General features: G+C 47.9%; 5 protein-coding genes, 1 pseudogene and 1 CRISPR repeat array. All 6 genes and pseudogenes read left to right on the top strand.

The genetic code is table 11. From position 1 onward, the window contains the following. The first annotated feature begins 3 nt into the window (after positions 1-3). The gene (kdpB, locus tag ACVBDQ_RS14325; RefSeq protein WP_011232717.1) at positions 4-2037 is read left to right on the top strand and encodes a potassium-transporting ATPase subunit KdpB; all 2034 of its coding nucleotides are present in this window, start codon (positions 4-6) and stop codon (positions 2035-2037) included. Between the two features lie 18 nt (positions 2038-2055). After that, positions 2056-2634, top strand: a complete 579-nt coding sequence (kdpC, locus tag ACVBDQ_RS14330) for a potassium-transporting ATPase subunit KdpC (protein WP_011232716.1) — start codon at positions 2056-2058, stop codon at positions 2632-2634. Beyond that, complete coding sequence (gene kdpDN / locus ACVBDQ_RS14335) at positions 2624-3748, top strand: KdpD-like non-kinase potassium sensor (RefSeq protein WP_011232715.1); 1125 nt, start codon at positions 2624-2626, stop codon at positions 3746-3748. Before kdpC ends, kdpDN begins: the two co-directional genes overlap by 11 nt. A gap of 372 nt (positions 3749-4120) precedes the next feature. Then, positions 4121-4621: a CRISPR direct-repeat array (repeat unit 30 nt; unit sequence GTTTTTATCGTACCTATGAGGGATTGAAAC). A gap of 153 nt (positions 4622-4774) precedes the next feature. Then, positions 4775-5962: a M20 family metallopeptidase gene (locus ACVBDQ_RS14340; RefSeq protein ID WP_223812554.1), complete on the top strand. Its 1188-nt coding sequence runs from the start codon at positions 4775-4777 to the stop codon at positions 5960-5962. Positions 5963-5998: 36 nt separating this feature from the next. Next, positions 5999-6199: a DUF3311 domain-containing protein gene (locus ACVBDQ_RS14345; RefSeq protein WP_011232711.1), complete on the top strand. Its 201-nt coding sequence runs from the start codon at positions 5999-6001 to the stop codon at positions 6197-6199. Further along, positions 6196-6471, top strand: a pseudogene (locus tag ACVBDQ_RS14350) (sodium:solute symporter family protein); the annotation flags it as partial. The gene ACVBDQ_RS14345 and the pseudogene ACVBDQ_RS14350, both read left to right, overlap by 4 nt. Positions 6472-6755 lie beyond the last annotated feature (284 nt).

Below are 6755 nucleotides of genomic sequence, written 5' to 3' on the forward strand. Positions count from 1 at the left end.
GAGATGAGAGGGAATGACAATCGCCAATCACTGTTTCAGCCAGAGCTTGTGCGGCAAGCGGCAATAGAGAGCGTCAAAAAGTTAAATCCTCTTGTGATGATGCGCAACCCAGTAATGTTTGTCGTCGAGATTGGAACATTGATCGTGTTGCTTATGCTTTTGTTTCCTCGCTTTTTTAGAATAGAGGATTGGAAATATGAATTAGCGGTATTCGTCATTCTTTTGCTCACGATTTTATTCGCTAATTTTGCTGAGGCTTTGGCGGAAGGACGAGGAAAGGCACAAGCGGAATCGCTCAAGAAAACGAAAGCGGATACGATCGCCAAGCGGATCAGCGCAAAAGGGGAAATAGAACTGGTTGCGTCCACACAGTTGCGAAAAGGGGATATTGTTCTCGTCGAAGCCGGTGATCTCATTCCAGGTGACGGCGAAATCATAGAAGGGTTGGCGTCCATTGATGAATCGGCCATTACTGGGGAATCCGCCCCTGTTATTAAGGAGGCAGGGGGAGATTTCAGTTCGGTGACAGGCGGCACAAAAGTCGTCAGCGATTGGATTAAAGTAAAAATCACAGCCGACCCCGGCGAGTCTTTTTTGGATAAAATGATCTCTCTTGTTGAAGGAGCAACGAGGCAAAAAACGCCGAACGAGTTGGCGCTGAACATTTTGCTTGTGACTCTCACGCTCATCTTTTTGATTGTCGTTGTCACATTAGTTCCGATTGCCCGTTATGTCGGCATCCATTTGTCGATAACAACCTTGATCATCTTGCTTGTTTGTTTGATTCCGACGACCATTGGCGGCTTATTATCGGCCATTGGAATCGCCGGGATGAACCGCTTGACACAATTCAACGTGTTGGCGATGTCCGGAAAAGCGGTGGAAGCGGCAGGGGACGTTACAACTATCGTGCTTGATAAGACGGGAACGATTACGTTTGGAAATCGAATGGCCGCCCAGTTTATTCCTGTTGGCGGGACTACAGAGGAGCAAGTACGGGAAGCAGCCGTTTTGTCTTCGATTAAGGATGAGACACCTGAGGGGCGTTCTGTTCTTGAATTGGCGAAACAGCAAGGATGGAAAGCAGATGTTGCTGAGTATGAACACGAGGAGTTTGTCCCGTTTACTGCCGAGACAAGAATGAGCGGCATGAACGTTCAAGGCATTCCGTATCGCAAGGGAGCGGTGGATGCCATTTCCCGTCATGTCAAACAGCTGGGCGGCCGCATTCCAAGCGATTTGAAAGAAAAAAGCGAACAAATCGCTAAACAGGGGGGCACGCCGTTGGCTGTCTCCGTTGGAGCAGACATCGTGGGCATCATCTATTTGAAAGATACCGTAAAACCGGGAATGCGCCAACGATTTGATGAATTGAGAAAAATGGGGATCAAAACGATCATGTGCACAGGAGACAACCCACTGACCGCTGCAACGATTGCCAACGAGGCAGGAGTGGATGAGTTTATTGCGGAAAGCAAGCCGGAAGACAAGATTCGTGTTATTCGGGAAGAACAAGCGAAAGGGAATTTGGTTGCTATGACGGGGGATGGTACGAATGACGCGCCGGCTTTGGCGCAGGCGGATGTCGGATTGGCCATGAATAGCGGTACGATGGCGGCAAAAGAAGCGGCGAATATGATTGATTTAGACTCCGATCCGACGAAAATTATTGAAGTGATATCCATCGGGAAGCAACTGCTGATGACCCGGGGGGCATTGACCACATTTAGCATTGCCAATGATATTGCCAAATATTTTGCTATTTTGCCGGCTGTGTTTGTGGCCAGCATTCCGCAGATGAAATCGATCGATATTTTGCATCTGCATTCGCCAGCGAGCGCCATTTTATCCGCGTTAATTTTCAATGCGGTGATCATCCCTCTGTTGATTCCGTTGGCGATGAGAGGGGTGCGCTATCAACCGATGTCATCGGAAAAACTTTTGCGTAGAAATATGTTGATTTATGGAGGCGGAGGAGTCATTGCTCCATTCATTGGCATAAAGGTCATTGATCTTGCCCTAGGCCTGTTTATGTAAAAGAGAGGAGGATTTGGCATGAGAAATATTCGCCTTGCTTTGCTCATGATCGTTTTGCTTGGGCTCGGGTATCCGGCAGCGATGACGGGCCTTGCCCAGTTGTTATTTCCTCATCAAGCGAAAGGAAGCATTATTTATGAGAAGGGAAGAGCCATCGGTTCGGAATTGATTGGACAATCATTTCAGGGGGACTCCTATTTTCACGGCCGCCCTTCGTCGATTCAATATGATGCAAGTGCATCAGGTTCACCAAATTATGGGCCTTCCAGCAAAGAAATGATGGAACGGATGGAGAAAGATGCAGAGCAATGGTTGAAAAAAGTTCCTGGAAAGACGAAAAAAGATATCCCTATCGATTTAATCACCAATTCAGGATCTGGACTCGACCCTCATATTAGCCCGGCTGCCGCATTGTTCCAAGTGCCGATGGTAGCAAAGGCAACGGGATTATCGGAGCAACAATTGACCCGTTTGGTCAAGCAGCACATTGAAGGAAGAGCGATGGGCGTTTTTGGTGAACCGCGGGTCAACGTTGTGCGCTTAAATATGGCTGTTCAAAAATTAGTGGAGGAGCGTTCCAAACGGAATGAATCATAAATATAGACGAATGACTCCGGAAGAGATATTGAAGAAAATCGAAAATATGAAGAAAGGCCGCCTCAAAATTTATATTGGGGCGGCCCCTGGTGTCGGGAAAACATTTCATATGTTGAGGGATGCTCACGATGTGAGAGAAAAAGGGATCGATATCGTCATCGGAATTGTTGAAACACACGGACGGGCTGAGACAGAGGCAGAAATCAAAGACTTGGAAATCATTCCTCGCAAGAAAATCCATTATAAAGGAAAAGAATTTGCGGAATTGGATGTCGACGCGGTGATTCGACGCAACCCGGATGTGGTGATTGTGGACGAATTGGCCCATACCAACGCCCCGGGCAGTAAAAACAAAAAGCGCTATCAGGATGTACAAGAAATTTTGCAGGCGGGAATTCATGTTTGGACGGCAATGAATATTCAACATCTAGAAAGTGTTCATGATATCGTTGAGCAAGTAACAGGGGTCCAAGTGAATGAACGCGTGCCAGATTTTATGCTTAGGGAAGCCGATGAAATCGAAGTGATTGATATCACGCCGGAAGCGTTGCGCGAGCGCATTAAAGAAGGGAAAGTATATGGGAAAGAAAAAATTGATCAGGCGCTCAATCATTTTTTTCGCAAGGGCAATCTCGTTGCCTTGCGGGAGTTGACGTTAAGAGAAGTGGCCGATGATATTGAGATGCGTTTGGAGAAAGAGAGAGAAGAACAGGGAATTGAAGAACCGACCGGCATTCATGAAAAAATTCTAGTGTGTGTCAACTATCGGCCAAACGCTGAAAAATTGATTCGACGTGGATGGCGGATCGCTCAACGATTAAACGCCGAGTTATACATTTTGCACATTAAGCAGAAAAGACAATCGCCAGAAAGGACGATAGCAGAATGGGAGAAAATGGCTAAGCAATTTGGCGCCACTTTTCTCGTTCGAGAGGCTGCCTCGCGCCGTGTTGCCCATCAAATCGTGGATGTATGTCGAGAATATAAAATCACCCAGATTGTGATGGGGATGTCTGCTCGGACGAGATGGGAGGAAATATGGAAAGGATCGCTCATTAATGTAATTATGCAGCAACTTAAACATGTTGATGTGCTTGTTGTATCTGACAGATAGAGAAGAGGGGCATCTTTGATCATAGTTCCAAAAGAAGACTCCCGTTCGCAATTCAAGCAATAAGCGGAAGATGAATGTCGGCTGGCGCCAGCCAAAACGTATGATAAAATCAATGTGCATTGCGTACAGGCTGTTGACGGACTTAAGCGGCTAAGCAGCGCACGAGACGAGAGGAAATTCAAAGTGCACGCTGTGCATAGCATTGTCGTCGACCTCCAATCGTGCAAAAACCCCGGGGGATCGACGACAATCTTTTTACACACTTCAAGCCTACAGCCATCGTACATGAACACGATTGACAGAATTTTTGGATTATGGTATTCTGAAAATAACTTTGGAGCAAAAAGATTGATATATCAAGTGCTTTCTGGGGTTTTTATCGTACCTATGAGGGATTGAAACGCCAAGAAACACAATTGGCAATCGCAGCTCGGGCAGCGTTTTTATCGTACCTATGAGGGATTGAAACGTAGGTGGAGGATGAGAGGATGCAGACTCCGGCTGTCCAGTTTTTATCGTACCTATGAGGGATTGAAACTCAACCCCACAGTCTGTCTAAAAAGTCATCGGTCGGTTTTTATCGTACCTATGAGGGATTGAAACTATTCTCTCGCTGTCTTGGCGATTGGCTGGCTTCCGTTTTTATCGTACCTATGAGGGATTGAAACGCTACATTTGAAAGCTCTTGAGTAATTTTCAACTTGTTTGTTTTTATCGTACCTATGAGGGATTGAAACGCTGCATTTGAAAGCTCTTGAGTAATTTTCAACTTGTTTGTTTTTATCGTACCTATGAGGGATTGAAACTATCCGCTCATTGATGACCCACATTCCGGACATTTGAGTTTTTATCGTACCTGTGAGAGATTGAAACCTTCGTGTTTTGTGCGAACGATCGTCGCAATAAACGCTTTTCATCACACCGTAAGCAACTCCATGGAGCGCACATAGGTTTAAATCTGTGCGGTGGAGAGAGGTTAAGAGTTGGCGAAGATGACTGAAAGAGATGAATCAGCATTCGCGGGCTATGTCTGTGCGATACCGGCGATCCGCTTCTGCCGTTTGTTTTAGGCAGGAGTTTTTTATTGTTATACAGCCGCTTTATGTCCATCCCGAATTGTCGTTCCAGGAAGAGAAAACGGCGCAATTTGTGTACGAGACGCTGCAATCATTCGGCCATCTTGAGTTGTCGCGGCCGACGAAAACGAGCGTCATGGCGCGGCTCATTGGCCAACAGCCAGGCCGGGTCGTCGCCATTCGCGCTGATATGGACGCATTGCCGATTCAAGAGGAAAACACGTTTGAGTTTGCCTCAAAAAACCCAGGCGTGATGCATGCGTGCGGACATGACGGCCATACGGCGATGCTTCTCGGGACGGCGAAAATTTTCTCCCAGCTGCGCGATGACATTCGCGGTGAAATCCGCTTTTTGTTCCAACACGCGGAAGAATTGTTCCCCGGCGGGGCGGAGGAGATGGTGCAAGCCGGCGTCATGGACGGGGTGGACGTCGTCATCGGCACTCACCTTTGGTCGCCGCTTGAGCGCGGAAAAATCGGCATTGTGTATGGGCCGATGATGGCCGCACCCGACCGCTTTTTCATCCGCATCATCGGCAAAGGCGGCCATGGAGCGATGCCGCACCAAACGATCGATGCGATCGCCATCGGAGCGCAAGTCGTGACGAACTTGCAGCACATCGTCTCGCGCTATGTCGACCCGCTCGAGCCGCTTGTTCTGTCCGTGACGCAATTTGTGGCGGGTACGGCGCATAATGTCCTGCCTGGGGAGGTCGAAATCCAAGGGACAGTGCGCACGTTTGATGAGACGCTGCGGCGCACGGTGCCGCAATGGATGGAGCGCATTGTCAAAGGAATCACCGAAGCGCACGGCGCCTCGTATGAGTTTCAATTTGACTACGGCTACCGCCCGGTCATCAACTACGATGAAGTGACCCACGTCATTGAGGAAACAGCGCGTGAACTATTGGGCGAAGAAGCCGTCGCCCGCTTGAAACCGAACATGGGCGGCGAAGATTTCTCCGCCTTTTTGCAAAAAGCGCCGGGCAGCTTCTTTTACGTCGGCGCCCGAAACGAAGAAAAGGGGATCGTGTACCCGCATCACCATCCGCGCTTTACGATCGACGAAGACGCGCTTGAGATTGGCGTGCAAATGTTTGTCGCCGCGACGTTGAAACTGTTGGCGGGGGCGGAATAGCTGTTTTCGCTTGACATATCCAAGGAGGGAGAGAAGATGAAAAGCATCCGTTGGTTAATGATTGTCCCATTTATCGGCATGCTCGGCGGCGTTCCTTTTGTGAATCAAGTGACTCCGTACGTGTTTGGCATGCCGTTGCTTCTCTTTTGGCTGGTCGCTTGGGTGATCGCCACTTCGGTTATCATGGCCATCGTGTATCGTTTTGACCCTGCGGTGAAGGAGGATGAGCAGACATGAACTCGGCCTTAGTGATGATTTTTGCTTTCTTGTTGCTGTCTCTTTATCTAGGGGTGCAGGCGCGAAAAGGAAAAGACATGAATTTGGAGCAATGGACCGTCGGTGGCCGCGGGTTCGGAACGATTTTTGTGTTTCTCTTGATGGCCGGCGAGATTTATACAACGTTTACCTTCCTTGGTGGGAGCGGTTGGGCCTATGGAAAAGGGGGGCCGACGTTTTACATCATTGCCTACGGCTGCCTGGCCTATGTGTTATCGTATTGGATGCTTCCCCCGAGTTCGACAGTTTTGAGGTCATTTTAGGCAAATGGAAATGACCAAAATGCTGTTATATCAAGGGTTTCGTGATGCGGATCCTAGGAAAAAATACCGAATTTCATAGGCACACGATTTATTAATTTTTTCTTTTAAAAATAAATTTTATACGTTATAACTCACATTTCGCACCCTAACAAGGTCAAAACAAAGGATTTTTTATTTAGTTTTTCAGAATAACTTTTTGACCAACACAACGAGCGATGGCAATCCTTTTTTTACCATCGCTGGTCGTTCCGTAT

This window comes from Geobacillus sp. CCR (assembly GCF_052906625.1).